General features: G+C 68.6%; 12 protein-coding genes. 11 read left to right on the forward strand and 1 reads right to left on the reverse strand.

Translation table 11 applies throughout. From position 1 onward, the window contains the following. The first annotated feature begins 158 nt into the window (after positions 1-158). From typA to BKD26_RS03710, 11 genes are all read left to right on the forward strand, one after another. Positions 159-2,066 (forward strand): translational GTPase TypA, encoded by a 1,908-nt coding sequence (typA, locus tag BKD26_RS03660; protein ID WP_084895670.1) that lies wholly within the window; start codon positions 159-161, stop codon positions 2,064-2,066. A gap of 601 nt (positions 2,067-2,667) precedes the next feature. Further along, positions 2,668-4,284, forward strand: a complete 1,617-nt coding sequence (locus BKD26_RS03665; protein ID WP_084895672.1) for an ABC transporter substrate-binding protein — start codon at positions 2,668-2,670, stop codon at positions 4,282-4,284. Positions 4,285-4,441: 157 nt separating this feature from the next. After that, positions 4,442-5,365 (forward strand): ABC transporter permease, encoded by a 924-nt coding sequence (locus tag BKD26_RS03670; protein ID WP_084895673.1) that lies wholly within the window; start codon positions 4,442-4,444, stop codon positions 5,363-5,365. After that, complete coding sequence (locus tag BKD26_RS03675; RefSeq protein WP_084895675.1) at positions 5,358-6,308, forward strand: ABC transporter permease; 951 nt, start codon at positions 5,358-5,360, stop codon at positions 6,306-6,308. Before BKD26_RS03670 ends, BKD26_RS03675 begins: the two co-directional genes overlap by 8 nt. Before the next feature lie 11 nt (positions 6,309-6,319). Next, the gene (locus BKD26_RS03680; protein WP_084895677.1) at positions 6,320-7,345 is read left to right on the forward strand and encodes an ABC transporter ATP-binding protein; all 1,026 of its coding nucleotides are present in this window, start codon (positions 6,320-6,322) and stop codon (positions 7,343-7,345) included. Next, a complete protein-coding gene (locus BKD26_RS03685) occupies positions 7,338-8,489 on the forward strand; it encodes a dipeptide ABC transporter ATP-binding protein (RefSeq protein ID WP_084895679.1) in 1,152 nt (383 codons plus the stop codon). Before BKD26_RS03680 ends, BKD26_RS03685 begins: the two co-directional genes overlap by 8 nt. 330 nt (positions 8,490-8,819) lie before the next feature. Next, entirely contained in the window at positions 8,820-10,439 is a 1,620-nt protein-coding gene (locus BKD26_RS03690; protein WP_084895681.1) for an ABC transporter substrate-binding protein, read from the forward strand. A 29-nt stretch (positions 10,440-10,468) separates the two neighbouring features. Beyond that, a complete protein-coding gene (locus BKD26_RS03695; RefSeq protein WP_084895683.1) occupies positions 10,469-11,392 on the forward strand; it encodes an ABC transporter permease in 924 nt (307 codons plus the stop codon). Further along, the gene (locus tag BKD26_RS03700; protein ID WP_084895685.1) at positions 11,385-12,341 is read left to right on the forward strand and encodes an ABC transporter permease; all 957 of its coding nucleotides are present in this window, start codon (positions 11,385-11,387) and stop codon (positions 12,339-12,341) included. The genes BKD26_RS03695 and BKD26_RS03700 overlap by 8 nt, the downstream gene beginning before the upstream one ends. Before the next feature lie 3 nt (positions 12,342-12,344). Further along, complete coding sequence (locus BKD26_RS03705) at positions 12,345-13,328, forward strand: ABC transporter ATP-binding protein (protein ID WP_084895687.1); 984 nt, start codon at positions 12,345-12,347, stop codon at positions 13,326-13,328. Continuing rightward, positions 13,312-14,352 (forward strand): dipeptide ABC transporter ATP-binding protein, encoded by a 1,041-nt coding sequence (locus tag BKD26_RS03710; RefSeq protein WP_084895689.1) that lies wholly within the window; start codon positions 13,312-13,314, stop codon positions 14,350-14,352. The genes BKD26_RS03705 and BKD26_RS03710 overlap by 17 nt, the downstream gene beginning before the upstream one ends. Before the next feature lie 144 nt (positions 14,353-14,496). Here the strand turns inward: BKD26_RS03710 and BKD26_RS03715 are convergent, their stop codons facing one another. Further along, positions 14,497-16,626 (reverse strand): alpha/beta fold hydrolase, encoded by a 2,130-nt coding sequence (locus tag BKD26_RS03715; RefSeq protein ID WP_084895691.1) that lies wholly within the window; start codon positions 16,624-16,626, stop codon positions 14,497-14,499. Between the last annotated feature and the right edge of the window lie 25 nt (positions 16,627-16,651).

The following is a 16,651-nucleotide window of genomic DNA, read 5'->3' on the forward strand; positions in this document are numbered from 1 at the left end:
GCACCGCTAGACACCTGTTCGATCTTCTCCGGACGGGCCGAGAAGCCCTTCGCGCGTCGGCCCCGTACCATGGACACAGCCGTGGCGCGTCCGCCCGGCGGGCGTACGAGGAACAAAGAGACGCCGCACCCACGATCCGAGAGAAGCGCAAGCCACTCATGCCCACGCGCCACGACATCCGTAACGTAGCCATCGTCGCCCACGTCGACCACGGCAAGACGACCATCGTCGACGCCATGCTCAAGCAGGCCGGCGCCTTCGCCGCCCACCAGCTCGACTCCGTCGACGACCGCATGATGGACTCGAACGACCTGGAGCGTGAGAAGGGCATCACGATCCTCGCCAAGAACACGGCGGTGAAGTACCACCCCAAGGACGGCGGGGCCCCGATCACCATCAACATCATCGACACCCCCGGCCACGCCGACTTCGGTGGTGAGGTCGAGCGCGGCCTGTCGATGGTCGACGGTGTGGTGCTGCTCGTGGACGCCTCCGAGGGCCCGCTGCCGCAGACGCGCTTCGTGCTCCGCAAGGCCCTGCAGCGCCGGATGCCGGTCATCCTCTGCATCAACAAGACGGACCGCCCGGACTCCCGGATCGACGAGGTCGTCAACGAGACCTACGACCTCTTCCTGGACCTGGACGCGGACGAGGAGCAGATCGAGTTCCCGATCGTCTACGCCTGCGGCCGTGACGGCATCGCGTCGCTGACCAAGCCGGAGGACGGCACAGTCCCGGCCGACTCCACCAGCCTGGAGCCGTTCTTCTCCACGATCCTGGAGCACATCCCGGCTCCGGTGTACGACGAGGAGGCCCCGCTCCAGGCGCACGTCACCAACCTGGACGCGGACAACTTCCTCGGCCGTATCGCGCTGCTCCGCGTCGAGCAGGGCGAGCTGCGCAAGGGCCAGACGGTCGCGTGGATCAAGCGTGACGGCACCGTCGCCAACGTACGCATCAGCGAGCTGATGATGACCGAGGCGCTCACCCGCAAGCCGGCCGAGGTGGCGGGCCCCGGTGACATCTGCGCCGTCGCCGGTATCCCGGACATCATGATCGGCGAGACGCTGGCCGACCCGGAGAACCCGATCGCGCTGCCGCTGATCACGGTCGACGAGCCCGCGATCTCGATGGTCATCGGTACGAACACCTCGCCGCTGGTCGGCCGTGGCGCCACCGGCAAGGGCGCGGACAACAAGGCGGCCGTCAAGGACCGCAAGGTCACCGCCCGCCAGGTGAAGGACCGCCTGGACCGCGAGCTGGTCGGTAACGTCTCGCTGCGCGTCCTGGACACCGAGCGCCCCGACGCCTGGGAGGTGCAGGGCCGCGGCGAGCTGGCGCTGGCCATCCTGGTCGAGCAGATGCGCCGTGAGGGCTTCGAGCTGACCATCGGCAAGCCCCAGGTGGTCACCAAGGAGATCGACGGCAAGGTCCACGAGCCGGTCGAGCGCATGACCATCGACGTGCCGGAGGAGCACATGGGCGCCGTCACGCAGCTCATGGGCGTCCGCAAGGGCCGGATGGACAACATGTCCAACCACGGCTCCGGCTGGGTGCGCATGGAGTTCGTCGTGCCGTCCCGTGGCCTGATCGGCTTCCGTACGGAGTTCCTGACGCAGACGCGTGGCACGGGCATCGCCCACTCCATCCACGAGGGCCACGAGCCGTGGTTCGGCACGCTGACGACCCGCAACAACGGCTCGCTCGTCGCCGACCGCTCCGGCGCGGTCACCGCCTTCGCGATGACGAACCTCCAGGAGCGCGGCGTCCTCTTCGTGGAGCCGGGCACCGAGGTGTACGAGGGCATGATCGTCGGCGAGAACTCCCGCTCCGACGACATGGACGTCAACATCACCAAGGAGAAGAAGCTCACGAACATGCGGTCGTCCTCGGCCGACTCGTTCGAGGCGATCGTGCCGCCGCGCAAGCTCTCCCTGGAGCAGTCGCTGGAGTTCTGCCGCGACGACGAGTGCGTCGAGGTGACCCCGGAGGCCGTCCGCATCCGCAAGGTGAACCTGGACCAGCGCGAGCGCGCCCGCGCCGCCTCGCGCGCCAAGAACGGCTGACACAGGCCCGCAGGGCACTCACCGGCACGCCGGGGCACGGGCCACCGGCCCACGGCAGCCGGCAGTCCCGGCGCCTGAGCTGTCAACTCCCCGTCCTGGGAGGGATAAACCCCTCCCAGGACGGGGAGTTTTTTATGCGGCCGTTCCCGCGCGGGCCCGGCCCGAGCCCGGCCCGGGCGCGGAACACCCGCCTCCTATACCAGTACGGGGACCCTGCCCCCGTACTGGCTGATCCTCGTGGGTGCCGGCTGACCGCACGTCAACGCGTTTTCGCTGCCGAAGCGTCCGGATATCGACCGTCGCTCTCCGGAACATGTGTTAACGGTCCGTTTCGCGGGTGTCTGTCTGTGCTCGCTTTGTCCGGATTTCGGTCTTCGGGCCCTTGGTGATGTTGCCAAAACGAGACCCTTTAAGTGTGGTTTACGGCCCGGACGTACTTAATAGTTGGCTCCATTGAGCTCGGGTCAATGGGTCACGCGCTGTGGGGAGCGCCGACTCACGAGCACACTCGGGGCACTTGGGTCATCGCCGTCAGGGGTGTCGGCATGCAACCTCGAAGTGCCCTTCTTGTAGTGACAAGTGGACTCATGAGGAGGAACCCATGCGCGGTGCCAAGAGCGCCAAGTGGGTCGCGGGCGCGATAGTCGTCGCCCTGGCAGCCACTGCTTGTGGTGGCGGTAGCGACAGCAAGGCCAACGGTGCCAAGCAGGTCGTGATGGAGCTCGGCGAGCCCCAGAACGGTCTGATCCCGTCGAACACGTACGAGTCCGAGGGCTCCGAGGTCATGAACGCCCTGTTCACCGGCCTCGTGCGGTACGACGAGAAGAACGAGACCCAGCTCGACATGGCCGCGTCGATCGAGACCAAGGACAGCAAGGTCTGGACGATCAAGCTCAAGGACGGCTACACCTTCCACAACGGTGAGCCGGTCACCGCGCAGTCCTACGCGGACGCCTGGAACTACGGCGCCAACCAGGACAACACGCAGGAGACGAACCCGCTCTACGGCAAGATCGACGGGTACGCCGACCTGAACCCGGGCGAGGGCAAGAAGCCCGCGACCGACAAGATGAAGGGCCTGAAGGTCGTCGACGAGAAGACCCTCGAGGTCACGCTCACGGCTCCGTTCAGCGCCTTCAAGTCCATGCTGGGCTTCAACGCGTTCTTCCCGCTGCCGAAGGCCTTCTTCAAGGACCCGAAGGGCTTCGAGACCGCGCCCATCGGCAACGGCATGTTCAAGATGGACGGCAAGTTCGTCCGCAACCAGCAGATCAAGACGGTCAAGTACGACAAGCACCCCGACGCGGGCGAGCTCAAGATCTCGGGCGTCACGTTCAAGATCTACAGCAGCCAGGACACCGCCTACCGTGACCTGCTCGGTGGCCGCGTCGACATCATGGACACCATCCCGACGTCCGCGATGATGACCGCCGCCAAGGACCTGGGCGACCGCTACATCCAGGGCACCGACTCCGGTGTCGGCTACGTCGGCTTCCCGCTGAAGTACAACAAGGCGTTCGCGAAGCCGGAGATCCGCAAGGCGATCTCCCAGGCGATCGACCGCAAGGCGATCACCGAGAAGATCTTCGTCAACACCCGTACGCCGGCGGACGACTTCATCAACCCGCTGGTCCCGGGCTACCGCCAGGGCGCCTGTGGCGCACCCTGCACCTACGACCCGGCCGCGGCCAAGAAGGCCTTCGACGCCGCGGGCGGCCTGCCGGGCAACAAGATGGAGCTCGGCTACAACGCCGACGGTGGCCACAAGGAGTGGATCACCGCCGTCGCCGGCCAGCTCGAGAAGAACCTCGGCATCACCGTCACCGTCAAGCCGTTCGAGCAGTTCCAGTCCATCCTGAACGACCTCGGTGACAAGAAGTACAGCGGCGCGTTCCGCCTGGCGTGGTCCATGGACTACCCGCACCCGGAGAACTACCTGCGCCCGATCTTCTCCGAGGACGCCATCGAGCACGGCTCCAACTACTCGGGCTACGTCAACCCGCAGGTCGAGAAGTTCCTCGACCAGGGCGACACGGCGACCACCGAGGACGCCGCGATCAAGGCGTACCAGCAGGCCGACGACATCCTGCTGAAGGAGATGCCGTACATCCCGGTGTACTTCTACAAGCTGAACGCCGGCCTCAGCAAGAACCTCAAGCCGGGCGTGCGGATCGACAACATGACCCAGGTCGACTGGACCACGGTCAACCCCGCCTGACGGTTCAAAGGATCTCCGCGGGGAGATCCTGACAGCAGTGGGGGTGACGGGGTTCTGCCCCGTCACCCCCCTTCTGCCGTCTCGTTGTCGATTACCCCTCACCCGGGGCGGGGCTCACCGGTGTGCCCCTCCCGGTATCCGTACAACTGGAGACCTGATGGGTCGTTATGTGATCAGGCGTCTTCTGCAGGCGATACCCGTACTGCTCGGCGCGACAATACTTCTCTACTGCCTCGTCTTCCTGCTGCCCGGTGACCCCATCCAGGCACTGGCCGGAGAGAAGAAGGCGGACCCGAACATCAGAGCCATTCTGCGAGAGCAGTACCACCTCAATGACCCGCTCTACCAGCGGTACTGGTACTACATCTCCGGTGTGATGACCGGTGACTTCGGCACCGACTTCACTGGCCGTGAGGTGTCCGAGATCATGAGCGAGACCTTCCCGGTCACGCTCAAACTGGCCGGCATCGCCTTCCTGGTCGAGGCCGTCGTCGGCATCGTCGCCGGTGTCTTCGCGGCGCTCGGCCGCGGCAAGTTCCTCGACAACCTCGTGCTGCTGTCGACCCTCCTCCTGGTCTCCATCCCGGTGTTCGTCCTGGGCAACGTGCTCCAGCTCGTGCTGGGCGTGCAGTGGGCGCTCGTTCCGATCTCCTACAGCGCCGAGGACATCACCACACTGTTCCTCCCCGGCGTCGTCCTGGCGTCCGTCTCCCTCGCGTACATCGCCCGGCTCACCCGGACCAGCATGATCGAGACGATGCGCTCCGACTACGTGCGCACCGCCACCGCGAAGGGCCTGAGCCGTCCGAGGGTGATCGTGCGGCACGGACTGCGCAACGCGCTGATCCCGATCGTCACGTACCTCGGTGTGGACCTCGGCGCCCTGATGGGCGGCGCGATCATCACGGAGCGCATCTTCAACATCCCGGGCATCGGCGGCACCCTCTACCAGGCCGTGTACCTGCGACAGGGGACGACCGTCGTCAGCATCGTGACCGTGCTCGTCCTCGTCTACATCGCCGCGAACCTGCTCGTGGACCTGCTCTACGCCGTGCTCGACCCGAGGATCCGCTATGCCTGAGAACACCTCCACCACCGTTGAGGAGAGCGAGGCCGTCAAGACGGCCACGCCCGGGGGTCCCGTGCGGACCAAGGAGGACAAGCCGGAGCGGGTCGCCAGCATGTGGAGCGACGCGTGGCGCGACCTGACGCACAACTGGGTCTTCCTCGTCTCCGCCGTGCTGATCGTCTTCCTGCTCGTCATGGCGGTCTTCCCGCAGCTCTTCACCAGCCAGGACCCGTACGCCAAGGGCTTCTGCGACCTGTCCAACTCGGTCGTACCGCCCAGCGGCGCGCACTGGTTCGGCTTCGACGTCCAGGGCTGCGACATCTACGCCCGGACCATCTACGGCGCCCGCAACTCGATCATCGTCGGCGTCCTCACCTCGGTGCTGACCACGCTCGCCGGCGGCGTCCTGGGCATGATCGCCGGTCTGCGCGGCGGCTGGCTGGACGCTGTGGTGTCCCGCTTCACCGAGATCTGGTTCGCCATCCCGACCCTGCTCGGTGGTCTGCTCGTGCTGGCGATGCTGGGCTCCGGCAGCGTCATCACCGTCTCGCTGATCATGGCGGTGCTCGGCTGGCCGCAGCTGTTCCGCATCATGCGCGGCTCGGTGATCACCAACAAGCAGAACGACTACGTGATGGCCGCCCGCGCGCTCGGCGCCAACGGCTGGCGCATCGCGATGCGCCACATCCTGCCGAACGCGGTCGCCCCGGTGATCGTGGTCAGCACGATCAACCTCGGTGTCTACATCTCGGCCGAGGCGGCGTTCTCGTACCTCGGCATCGGTGTGCAGGCCCCGAACATCTCCTGGGGCCTGATGATCAGTGACGGCCAGGACCGCTTCCTGAGCGCCCCGCACATGGTGCTCTTCCCGTCGCTGTTCCTGAGCGTCACGGTCCTCGCGTTCATCATGCTCGGCGAAGCTGTTCGCGACGCCCTCGACCCCAAGCTGCGCTAGGAGGGCGTACGTTGACCACCATCGAGAAGAAGACGAGCGCTCCGCTCCTCGAAGTGCGTGACCTGCACGTCGAGTTCCACACCCGGGACGGCGTGGCCAAGGCCATCAACGGCGTCAGCTACAGCGTCGACGCCGGCGAGACCCTCGCCGTGCTCGGCGAGTCCGGCTCCGGCAAGTCGGTCACCGCCCAGGCGATCATGGGCATCCTCGACATGCCGCCCGGCCGCATTCCCAAGGGCGAGATCCTGTTCCACGGCGAGGACATGCTGAAGATGTCCGCCGAGGAGCGCCGCAAGATCCGTGGGCGCCGGATCGCGATGATCTTCCAGGACGCGCTCTCCGCGCTGAACCCGGTGCTGACCGTCGGCTACCAGCTCGGTGAGATGTACCGCGTCCACCTCGGCCTGTCCCGCAAGGAGGCCAAGGCCAGGGCCATCGAACTGATGGACCGGGTGAAGATCCCGGCCGCGGCGGCGCGGGTGAACGACTACCCGCACCAGTTCTCCGGCGGTATGCGCCAGCGCATCATGATCGCCATGGCGATGGCGCTGGAGCCGGACCTGATCATCGCGGACGAGCCCACCACCGCGCTCGACGTGACCGTCCAGGCCCAGGTCATGGACCTGCTCGCGGAGCTCCAGCGCGAGGAGAACATGGGCATGATCCTGATCACCCACGACCTGGGTGTGGTCGCGGACGTCGCCGACAAGATCGCGGTGATGTACGCGGGCCGGATCGTCGAGAACGCGCCCATCCACGAGCTGTACAAGCGCCCCGCGCACCCGTACACCCGTGGCCTGCTCGACTCCATCCCGCGCCTGGACCAGAAGGGCCAGGAGCTGTACGCGATCAAGGGCCTGCCGCCCAACCTGATGAAGATCCCGCCGGGCTGCGCCTTCAACCCGCGCTGCCCGAAGGCGGACGACATCTGCCGTACGGAGATCCCGGCCCTGGTGCCGGTGACGGAGCAGGACGGCGGCGAGCTGCCGGGCCGTGGCAGCGCGTGCCACTTCTGGAAGGAGACGATCCATGGCTGAGCTCAGGAAGAACGATGAGGCGGCCGTGGACGCGACCCCGAACGTCACCGAGGTCGAGACCGTCGAGGCGGCCACCGAGACGGCTGCCGTCGCGGCGATCGAGGCCCCGGTGGAGCGCGGCGAGCCGATCCTGCAGGTGCGGGGCCTGGTCAAGCACTTCCCGCTGACCCAGGGCATCCTGTTCAAGAAGCAGGTCGGTGCGGTCAAGGCCGTGGACGGGGTCTCCTTCGACCTCTACCAGGGGGAGACGCTCGGCATCGTCGGCGAGTCGGGCTGTGGCAAGTCCACGGTCGCCAAGCTGCTGATGATGCTGGAGACGGCGACCGCGGGCGAGATCTTCTACAAGGGCCAGGACATCACCAGGCTGTCCGGCCGGGCGCTGAAGGCGGTCCGCCGGAACATCCAGATGGTGTTCCAGGACCCGTACACCTCGCTCAACCCCCGGATGACGGTGGGCGACATCATCGGTGAGCCCTTCGAGATCCACCCCGAGGTGGCCCCGAAGGGCGACCGGCGCCGCAAGGTGCAGGAGCTGCTGGACGTGGTCGGGCTCAACCCCGAGTACATCAACCGCTATCCGCACCAGTTCTCGGGCGGCCAGCGCCAGCGCATCGGCATCGCCCGTGGCCTGGCCCTGAACCCCGAGATCATCATCTGCGACGAGCCGGTCTCGGCGCTGGACGTCTCGGTGCAGGCGCAGGTCGTCAACCTGATGGAGAAGCTGCAGGACGAGTTCAACCTCTCGTACCTCTTCATCGCGCACGACCTGTCGATCGTCCGGCACATCTCCGACCGGGTCGGCGTGATGTACCTCGGCAAGATGGCCGAGATCGGTACGGACGTACAGATCTACGACCACCCGACGCACCCCTACACCCAGGCGCTGCTGTCGGCGGTCCCGGTGCCCGACCCGGACGCCCGCGAGGGCCGCGAGCGGATCATCCTGACCGGTGACGTCCCGTCGCCGGCCAACCCGCCGTCCGGCTGCCGCTTCCGTACGCGGTGCTGGAAGGCGGAGGACAAGTGCGCCGAGGAGGTGCCGCTGCTGGCGATCCCGGAGCACTTCCGGGTCTCCGACAGCCCGGCGGCGCACGAGTCGGCGTGCCACTTCGCCGAGGAGAAGGACGTCGTCCACGCGGCGTAACGCGCGGCGCGGCTGTACGCGTACGGGAGCGCCCCGGGCCGAAGACGGCCCGGGGCGCTCCCGTATGTCCGGCACCTCGCCGTGCGACGGCTTGCGCGGGTGGTGGTCGCCCTTTGGCGTAGGTCATCCCTTCCCGCGTCCGGGGCCGTCACCGGCCGGGCGGCCGTCGCGCGGCGGCGGGGCCTGTCGACGCGCAGCGGCGAAGGCGGTGCTCCCGCATGCGGGTGGTCCCCGTGCCCGGACGGGCGGGTACAGCGTGCACCTACGTACCTTATGGGGTGATATGTGGGCCTAGGCGCGAGACCGAGGACCACGACCCGGGAGGCATCCATGCGCGGAGCCACGCACGCCAGGTGGGCCGCGGCCGCGGTGGCCGTCGCCCTCGCGGCGACCGCCTGCGGCGGCGGCAGCGGTGGCGGTGGCGCCGACGGGATCGTCAGCTCCTCCTGGGGCGACCCCCAGAACCCGATCGAACCGGCCAACACCAACGAGGTCCAGGGCGGCAAGGTCCTCGACATGCTCTTCCGGGGCCTCAAGAGGTACGACCCGAAGACCGGAGAGGCCCGCGACACGGTCGCCGAGAAGATCGAGACGACCGACTCCCGGAACTTCACCATCACCCTCAAGCCCGGCTGGACGTTCAGCAACGGCGAGCCCGTCACCGCCAGGTCCTTCACCGACGCCTGGAACTACGGGGCCCACGTCGACAACAAGCAGGCCAACTCGCCCTTCTTCAGCGACATCGTCGGCTACGACGACGTCCACCCCGCCTCCGGGGTCGCCAAGGCCAAGACCATGCGCGGCCTGGTCGTCAAGGACGACCGCACCTTCACCGTCGCCCTCAAGGACACGTTCTCCACCTGGCCCGAGACCCTCGGCTACCAGGCGTTCGTGCCCCTGCCCAGGGTGTTCTTCACCGACCACGACGCCTGGCTCGCCAAGCCCGTCGGCAACGGCCCGTACACCGTCGAGTCGTACACCCGCGGCAGCAACATGAAGCTGCGCCGCTGGGACGGCTACAAGGGCGAGGACAAGGCGCGCAACGGCGGCGTGGACCTCATCGTCTACACCGACAACAACAGCGCCTACACCGACCTGATCTCGGGGAACCTCGACCTCCTCGACGACGTACCCGCGCAAGCGCTCAGGAACGTCGACGGCGACCTCGGCGACCGCTACATCAACCAGCCCGCCCTCATCATCCAGACCCTGGTCTTCCCGCTCCACCGGCCCGAGTGGAACAAGCCCGGCATGGAGAAGGTCCGCCGGGGCCTGTCCATGGCGGTCAACCGCGAGGAGATCACCAAGCAGATCTTCCAGGGCACCCGCACCCCCGCCAAGGACTGGACCTCACCGGCCCTCGGCGCGGACGGCGGCTACAAGGGGATCTGCGGCGACGCCTGCGCCTACAACCCCACCGAGGCCAGGCGGCTCATCGAGGAGGGCGGCGGCCTCCCCGGCGGCAAGGTGACGCTCACCTCCAACGTCGACACCGGCTCGCACCGCGCCTGGATGGACGCCGTGTGCAACAGCGTCAACAACGCGCTCGGCCGGGGCGCCGTCTGCACCGTCAGCCCCATCGGCACCTTCGCCGACTTCCGCAACCAGCAGACCACGTACAAGCTCAGCGGCCCCTTCCGCTCCGGCTGGCAGGCCGACTACCCCCTCATCCAGAACTTCCTGGAGCCGCTCTACTACACCGGTGGGTCCTCCAACTACGGCAAGTTCAGCAACAAGCAGTTCGACGGCCTCGTCGACAAGGCCAACCGCGAGACCGACCAGGCGGCAGCCGTCAAGGACTTCCAGGCCGCCGAGCAGATCCTCGCCGCCCAGATGCCGGCCATCCCGCTCTGGTACCAGAACGGCAGCGCCGGCTACTCCGAGCGGCTCTCCGACGTCGCCCTCAACCAGTTCAGCGTTCCGGTCTACGACCAGATCACGGTCAGCTGACGCCACACAACTCCACCACCGGAGCCCCCATGGGACGCTATGTGATCCGGCGGCTGCTCCAGATGATCCCGGTGTTCATCGGCAGCACGTTCCTCATCTTCTTCATGGTGTACGCGCTCGGCGACCCGGTCGCGGCCCTCTTCGGCGACAAGGCGCCCGACCCCGCCACCGCCGCCCGCATCCGCAAGGACCTCCACCTCGACCAGCCGCTGTGGAAGCAGTACCTGCTCTACATGGGCGCCATCTTCCAGGGCGACTTCGGCACCGCGTTCAACGGCCAGAAGGTCACCGAGCTGATGGCCTCCGCATTCCCCGTCACCCTGCGCCTCACCCTCGTCGCCATCGTCATCGAGATCGTCATCGGCATCACCCTCGGCGTCATCAGCGGCCTCAAGCGCGGCCGCCCCCTCGACACCGGTCTGCTCGTCCTCACCCTCGTCGTCATCTCCGTCCCCACCTTCGTCTCCGGCTACCTCCTCCAGTTCCTCCTCGGTGTGAAATGGGGCTGGGTACGCCCCTCCGTCTCCGCCGACGCCCGCATCGACGAGCTGCTCCTCCCCGGTGTCGTCCTCGCCCTGGTCTCCCTCGCCTACGTCACCCGGCTCAGCCGCACCTCCATCGCCGAGAACGTCCGCGCCGACTACGTCCGCACCGCCATCGCCAAGGGCCTGCCGCGCCACCGGGTCATCACCCGCCACCTGCTGCGCAACTCCCTCATCCCGGTCGTCACCTTCATCGGCGCCGACATCGGCTCACTGATGGGCGGCGCGATCGTCACGGAGCGGATCTTCAACATCCACGGCGTCGGCTACCAGCTCTACCAGGGCATCCTGCGCAACAACGCGCCCACAGTCGTCGGCTTCGTGACGATCCTCGTGATCGTCTTCCTGGTGGCGAACCTGCTCGTCGACCTGCTCTACGCGGTCCTGGACCCGAGGATCCGCTATGCCTGAGCGCCTCGACCCCGCCACGGACGTCATCGCCCCGGCCGGCGCGGGCGGCGCGCCCGCCCCGGCGGTGAGCGAGCCCGAGCCACCGGACAGGCCCACCACCGGCCGCCCGCGCAGCCTGTGGTCCGACGCCTGGCACCAGCTGCGCCGCAACCCCGTCTTCCTCGTCTCGGCCCTGCTGATCGCCTTCCTCGTCCTGATCGCCCTCTGGCCGCAGATCCTCACCGGCGCCGACCCGCTGCGCTGCGACCTGTCCAAGTCGCAACAGGGCTCCGCCCCCGGCCACCCCTTCGGGTACGACACCCAGGGCTGCGACGTCTTCACCCGCACGGTGTACGGGGCGCGGGCCTCCATCACCGTCGGCGTCTGCGCCACCCTCGGCGCCGCCCTCCTCGGCAGCCTCCTGGGCGGGCTCGCCGGGTTCTTCGGCGGCTGGTGGGACGCGCTGCTCTCCCGGATCGCCGACGTGTTCTTCGGCATCCCCGTCATCCTGGGCGGCCTGGTCTTCCTGTCCGTCGTCACCAGCTCCACCGTCTGGCCGGTGGTCGGCTTCATCGTGCTGCTCGGCTGGCCGCAGGTCGCCCGTATCGCCCGCGGCTCGGTCATCACCGCCAAACAGAACGACTACGTCCAGGCCGCGCGGGCCCTCGGCGCCGGCAGCGGGCGGATGCTGCTGCGGCACGTGGCGCCCAACGCCGTCGCACCGGTCATCGTCGTCGCGACCATCGCCCTCGGTACGTACATCGCGCTGGAGGCCACCCTGTCCTTCCTCGGCGTCGGGCTGCGGCCGCCCACCGTCTCCTGGGGCATCGACATCTCCAACGCCGCCCCGCAGATCCGCAACGCCCCCCACATGCTGCTGTGGCCGGCCGGCGCCCTGAGCATCACCGTCCTCGCGTTCATCATGCTCGGCGACGCGGTGCGCGACGCCCTCGACCCGAAGCTGAGGTGAGACGTGCTCCTCGAAGTACGCGACCTGTACGTGGAGTTCCGTACCCGGGACGGGGTGGCCAAGGCCGTCAACGGCGTGACGTACTCCGTCGACGCCGGCGAGACGCTCGCCGTGCTCGGCGAGTCCGGCTCCGGCAAGTCCGTCACCGCCCAGGCCGTCATGGGCATCCTCGACATGCCGCCCGGCCGGATCACCGGCGGCGAGGTCCTCTTCCAGGGCCGCGACCTGCTGACACTGAAGGAGGACGCCCGTCGTACGGTCCGCGGCGCCGAAATGGCGATGATCTTCCAGGACGCGCTGTCGTCGCTGAACCCCGTGCTCAGCGTCGGCGACCAGCTCGGCGAGATGTTCGTCGTCCACCGCGGCATGTCCAGGAAGGACGCCCGCGCCAAGGCCGTCGAGCTGATGGACCGCGTCCGCATCCCCGCCGCCCGGGAACGCGTCGGCCAGTACCCGCACCAGTTCTCCGGCGGCATGCGCCAGCGCATCATGATCGCCATGGCGATGGCCCTCGAACCGGCGCTCATCATCGCCGACGAGCCGACCACCGCCCTCGACGTCACCGTCCAGGCCCAGGTCATGGAACTCCTCGCCGAACTCCAGCGGGAACTCGCCATGGGCCTCATCCTCATCACCCACGACCTGGGCGTCGTCGCCGACGTCGCCGACAAGATCGCCGTGATGTACGCCGGGCGGATCGTCGAGACCGCGCCCGTCCACGACATCTACAAGGCGCCCGCCCACCCCTACACCCAGGGGCTGCTCGACTCCATCCCGCGCCTGGACCACAAGGGCCAGGAGCTGTACGCCATCAAAGGCCTGCCGCCCAACCTGACGGCCACCCCGTCCGGCTGCCCCTTCCACCCGCGCTGCCCCCGCGCCCGGGACGTGTGCCGGATCGACGTACCGCCCCTGTACCGGGTCTCGGAGGACCGGCGCAGCGCCTGCCACTTCTGGGAGGAGACCCTCGATGCCTCCACTTCTTGAGGCGCGCGAGCTCGTCAAGCACTACCCCCTCACGCGCGGGGCCCTGTTCAAGAAGCAGATCGGCGCCGTCAAGGCGGTCGACGGGGTCTCCTTCGCCCTCCGCCCCGGCGAGACCCTCGGCATCGTCGGCGAGTCCGGCTGCGGCAAATCCACGGTCGCCAAGATGCTCGTCAGCCTGGAGCGGCCCACCTCCGGGCAGATCCTCTACAAGGGCCAGGACATCACCAAGCTCTCCGGGCGCGCGTTGAAGGCGGTCCGCCGGAACATCCAGATGGTGTTCCAGGACCCGTACACCTCCCTCAACCCCCGCATGACGGTCGGCGACATCATCGGAGAGCCGTACGAGATCCACCCCGATGTCGCGCCCAAGGGCGACCGGCGCCGCAAGGTGCAGGAACTGCTGGACGTGGTGGGGCTCAACCCCGAGTACATCAACCGCTATCCGCACCAGTTCTCCGGCGGCCAGCGCCAGCGCATCGGCCTCGCCCGCGGCCTCGCCCTCCAGCCGGAGGTCATCGTGGCCGACGAGCCGGTCTCGGCCCTCGACGTATCCGTCCAGGCCCAGGTGATCAACCTGATGGAGAAGCTCCAGGACGAGTTCGGCCTGAGTTACGTGTTCATCGCCCACGACCTGTCGATCGTCCGCCACATCTCCGACCGGATCGGCGTGATGTACCTCGGACGGATCGCCGAGACCGGGACGGACACCGAGATCTACGACCACCCCACCCACCCCTACACCCAGGCGCTGCTGTCCGCCGTCCCCGTGCCCGACCCGGAGGCGCGGGCGCAGCGGGAGAGGATCCTGCTCACCGGCGACGTGCCCTCGCCCACCAACGTCCCGTCCGGCTGCCGCTTCCGTACCCGCTGCTGGAAGGCGCGCGAGCGGTGCGCGCTGGAGGTACCGCTGCTCGCGGTCCCGGCGGCCTTCCGGGACGTGGACTCTCCGGCGCGGCACGACTCGGCGTGCCACTTCGCGGAGGAGAAACAGGTGGTCCCGGGCCACCAAGGACAAATGGGCTGATCGGCCTCAATTCCGGTTAACACCCAGGCAACTTGCCGGACGTCATTTCGATATACGGACACGCCAGCCTGAACAGCGTACGGCCGTGCGGGTGCCGTGGACCGGCCGGGGCGCGCCATGTCGCCCCGGCCGGTCGCCGTGCTCCTACGCCAGGCCCAGTGACCGCTTCAGGAAGTCCACCTGGAGCAGCAGCAGGTTCTCGGCCACCTGCTCCTGCGGCGTCATATGCGTCACGCCCGTCAGCGGCAGCACCTCATGCGGCCGGCCCGCCGCCAGCAGCGCCGACGACAGCTTCAGCGTGTGTGCCGCCACCACATTGTCGTCCGCCAGCCCATGGATGATCATCAGCGGCCGGGTGGGGTTCTCCGGCGCTGACAGACCGTCGTCCGTGATCAGCGAGTTCGCCGCGTACACCTCCGGGGCCTCCTGCGGCAGGCCCAGATACCGCTCCATGTAGTGCGTGTCGTACAGCCGCAGATCGGACATCGGCGCACCCGCCACCGCCGCGTGGAACACATCCGGCCGCCGCAGCACCGCCATCGCGGCCAGGTAGCCGCCGAACGACCAGCCCCGCATCGCCACCCGCTCCAGGTCCAGCGGGAACCGGTCCGCCAGCCCGTGCAGCGCCTCGATCTGGTCGTCCAGCGTCAGCGTCAGCCGGTCCTTGACCGCCTTCTCCCAGCCGGGTGAGCGGCCCGGCGCGCCCCGCCCGTCCGCCACGACCACCGCGAAACCCTGCTCGGCGAACCACTGCGAGGTCAGGTGCGGATTGTGCGCCGCCACCACCCGCTGCCCGTGCGGCCCGCCGTACGGGTCCAGCAGCACCGGCAGCGGCCCGTCGCCCTCCTCGTAGTCCCGGGGCAGCAGTACCGCGCACGGGATGCGGTGCGGGCCCGCCTCGGTGAGCGTCAGGCGCGGCGAGAGCACCGGCCGTTCCGCGTACGACGCCACCTCCGTGACCGGCTTGCCATCCCGCAGCACCCGCACCGTCGTACCCGGCTCACCCGGCCGCGCCGACGCCAGGACGGTCACCGCCCCGCACCGGACCGCCGAGTGCACTCCGGGCCCTTCGGAGACGCGCTCCACGCCCAGTTCGTTGACCCGGTACACATGAATCTCGCCAATTTCCGCCTCCGCGGCCTCTTCGCCCGCCGACGCCGACACCAGTACGTCGTTCTCGCCCACGTCCAGGACCCCGCGGAGGTGGAGCTGCGCACCCGTCAGCGTCCGGTCGCCGACCGCCAGCACCCGCGCCCCGCCCTCGTCGGCGATCCGCACCAGCCGCCCGTCCGGAGCCCACGCCGGCACCCCACCGAGCAGTTCCAGCCAATCCGGGTCCTCGTCGACATGCACCGTCCGGGTCGTCCCCGACGCGGTGTCCACCGCCAGGTACAGCTGCGTACGCTGGTCACGGGCCTGTACGAGCAGCAGCGGCGCCCCGTCCGACGACCAGTGCACCCGCGCCAGGTACGGGTAGCGCGTGCGGTCCCACTCGACCTCCGTACGCGTGCCGTCCAGGCCGAGCAGACACAGCGACACCTCCGCGTCGGCCGTCCCCGCCGCCGGATAGGCCACCTTCACCGGCTCCCGGTCCGGATGCGCCGGGTCGGAGATCCACCAGCGCTGTACGGGACTGTCGTCCGCCCGCGCGACCAGCAGCCGGTCCGACTCCGGCGACCACCAGAAACCGCGCGAGCGGCCCATCTCCTCGGCGGCGATGAACTCCGCCAGCCCGTACGTGACGTTCTCGTCCTCCGGCTCGGCCAGCGCCCGGTCGCCGCCGTCGCCGCCGGTGCCCGTCACCCGCAGGGCGCCTCCGCTCACGTACGCCACGTGCCGCCCGTCCGGCGACGGCCGCGGGTCGATCACCGGCCCCGGTACACGCAGTTCACGCGCCGTCCCGGCCCGCAGCTCCGCCACGAACAGCCGCCCCGACAGCGCGAACGCCGCCAACTCGACCGCCCCGTCCACCGCGTACCCCACGATGCCGCCCGCGCCCTCACGGCTGCGTTCCCGGCGGGCCCGCTCCTCGGGCGACAACTCCTCCTCCGCGCCGCCCAGCAGCGCGTCGGGGTCGGCGGCCACGCGCTCGCGCGCGCCGTCGGCCAGGTCGAGCACCCACAGCCGGTTCGCTCTGTCGGTGCCGGAGGGGGAGCGGAGGAAGACGACCCGGGAGCCGTCGGGGGAGACGGTGAACGCCCGGGGAACACCAAGGGTGTAGCGCTGCGTCCGTGCGTACTGGCGAGGGAATGAGAGCTGTTGCCTGGAGGTCATACGACCGAAAGTAGCGGTCGTGCGC

Source organism: Streptomyces sp. CB03238 (assembly GCF_002099185.1).
Taxonomy (GTDB): domain Bacteria; phylum Actinomycetota; class Actinomycetes; order Streptomycetales; family Streptomycetaceae; genus Streptomyces.

Excerpts from the sequence above, each read along its gene's own strand:
- typA (WP_084895670.1), top strand. The coding sequence starts at position 159 with ATGCCCACGCGCCACGACATCCGTAACGTAGCCATCGTCGCCCACGTC.
- BKD26_RS03665 (WP_084895672.1), top strand. The coding sequence starts at position 2,668 with ATGCGCGGTGCCAAGAGCGCCAAGTGGGTCGCGGGCGCGATAGTCGTC.
- BKD26_RS03670 (WP_084895673.1), top strand. The coding sequence starts at position 4,442 with ATGGGTCGTTATGTGATCAGGCGTCTTCTGCAGGCGATACCCGTACTG.
- BKD26_RS03675 (WP_084895675.1), top strand. The coding sequence starts at position 5,358 with ATGCCTGAGAACACCTCCACCACCGTTGAGGAGAGCGAGGCCGTCAAG.
- BKD26_RS03685 (WP_084895679.1), top strand. The coding sequence starts at position 7,338 with ATGGCTGAGCTCAGGAAGAACGATGAGGCGGCCGTGGACGCGACCCCG.
- BKD26_RS03690 (WP_084895681.1), top strand. The coding sequence starts at position 8,820 with ATGCGCGGAGCCACGCACGCCAGGTGGGCCGCGGCCGCGGTGGCCGTC.
- BKD26_RS03695 (WP_084895683.1), top strand. The coding sequence starts at position 10,469 with ATGGGACGCTATGTGATCCGGCGGCTGCTCCAGATGATCCCGGTGTTC.
- BKD26_RS03700 (WP_084895685.1), top strand. The coding sequence starts at position 11,385 with ATGCCTGAGCGCCTCGACCCCGCCACGGACGTCATCGCCCCGGCCGGC.
- BKD26_RS03710 (WP_084895689.1), top strand. The coding sequence starts at position 13,312 with ATGCCTCCACTTCTTGAGGCGCGCGAGCTCGTCAAGCACTACCCCCTC.
- BKD26_RS03715 (WP_084895691.1), bottom strand. The coding sequence starts at position 16,626 with ATGACCTCCAGGCAACAGCTCTCATTCCCTCGCCAGTACGCACGGACG.